This is a genomic window from Pseudoxanthomonas sp. LjRoot204_2 (assembly GCF_056175765.1).
Genome location: NZ_JBGFFG010000694.1, coordinates 1 through 1,155, shown reverse-complemented (window position 1 = coordinate 1,155; position 1,155 = coordinate 1). Strand labels below are relative to the sequence as shown.

General features: G+C 66.1%; 2 protein-coding genes. Both read left to right on the top strand.

Going from position 1 to position 1,155, the window contains the following annotated elements; all coding sequences use genetic code 11:
- On the top strand, nucleotides 1-415 hold a 415-nt coding region (locus AC04L7_RS19145; protein ID WP_475513768.1), incomplete at its 5' end, for a hypothetical protein.
- A partial coding sequence (locus AC04L7_RS19140; RefSeq protein WP_475513767.1) for an ADP-ribosyltransferase-containing protein occupies nucleotides 397-1,155 on the top strand: 759 nt, incomplete at its 3' end. The genes AC04L7_RS19145 and AC04L7_RS19140, both read left to right, overlap by 19 nt.

The window sequence follows — 1,155 nt, the reverse complement described above, 5'->3', positions numbered from 1 at the left end:
CTACCCGGTATACCTGTCGATCGCTCGGCCATGGCGGGTGACCTTCGCCAGCATGGTCCGCATTGGCCATCGCCTTGCCGGTACCGATCCGGAGACGGTGGTGGTGCGCCCGGGCGTGACGGAATCGGCTGCGTTCCGCTTCGGACAGGCGCAGGTCGACGAGCTGCGTACGTGGCTCAAGACGATGGGCTACGACGGCATTGCGTTGAAGGCGGACCCGGCGAAGGCGGGGAATGATGAATTCAGTGGCCAGCAGGCCTACGTCGTGCTGGAGCCCTCGCAAGTGAAGTCCGCTATCGCCAACAACGGCGACTACAACCCTGAGGACCCGCGCATCGCTTTTAAGCGGGCCGCCGAGCCGGAGCCGGCGACCGATGATGACGACGAGGAACGCGCATGCGCCCCGAGGTTCTGAGCTTCGCCGCCGCCGGCGGCATCTGGCATGCCAAGCGTGCCGAAGTCGCGGAAGCCTGGTCGGTACGCAACGACAACTTCGTCCCTGGCGATGAGGGCTTCGCCGATGCCAGCGAGCTGGACTGGTACCTGGTGGAGCAGTACCCGATCGCCCGCCTGCAGCACGTACCGGATGCGGCGTGGCTGAGCGAAGAGAACAAGCACCTGGACGGACGCTACAGCGACATGCTGAGCGGGCAGATCCAGTTGCCGCTGGTGGTGATGGACGACGGCCAGGCCGGCTTCATCTGGGACGGCTACCACCGCGCCGCCGCGGCGCTGGCCTCCGGTGTGGCCAGCGTGCCGGTGATCGTGGGCGTGAAGCGCCCTGAGCTCGCGCCAGTGCTCTTCCACGGCTCCAACGTGGTCCGCAGCGAGTTCCGCAAGGGATTCGGCGATGACCGTGGGGGGAACCTGCTACCGCAGGCCTTCTACTTCTCGCCCGATCGCACGGTCGCCACCACGTATGGGGAAGCGGTCACGGGCGCACGCCTGGTGATGGAGCGGCCCTACGTGGCGCGGACATACCATGACTTCGTGCACCTGGAGGTCGAGGACGCGGAGGCGATGCTGAAGGCCGAGGGCTACGACTCGTGCGTGCTGTACGCGACGCCGGGTGAGCCACCGGAGTATGTGGTTTTCGACCCCAGCCAGATCCACATCGTGGACCTGGGCGATTACCTTGAAGAGGAAGACGAATGC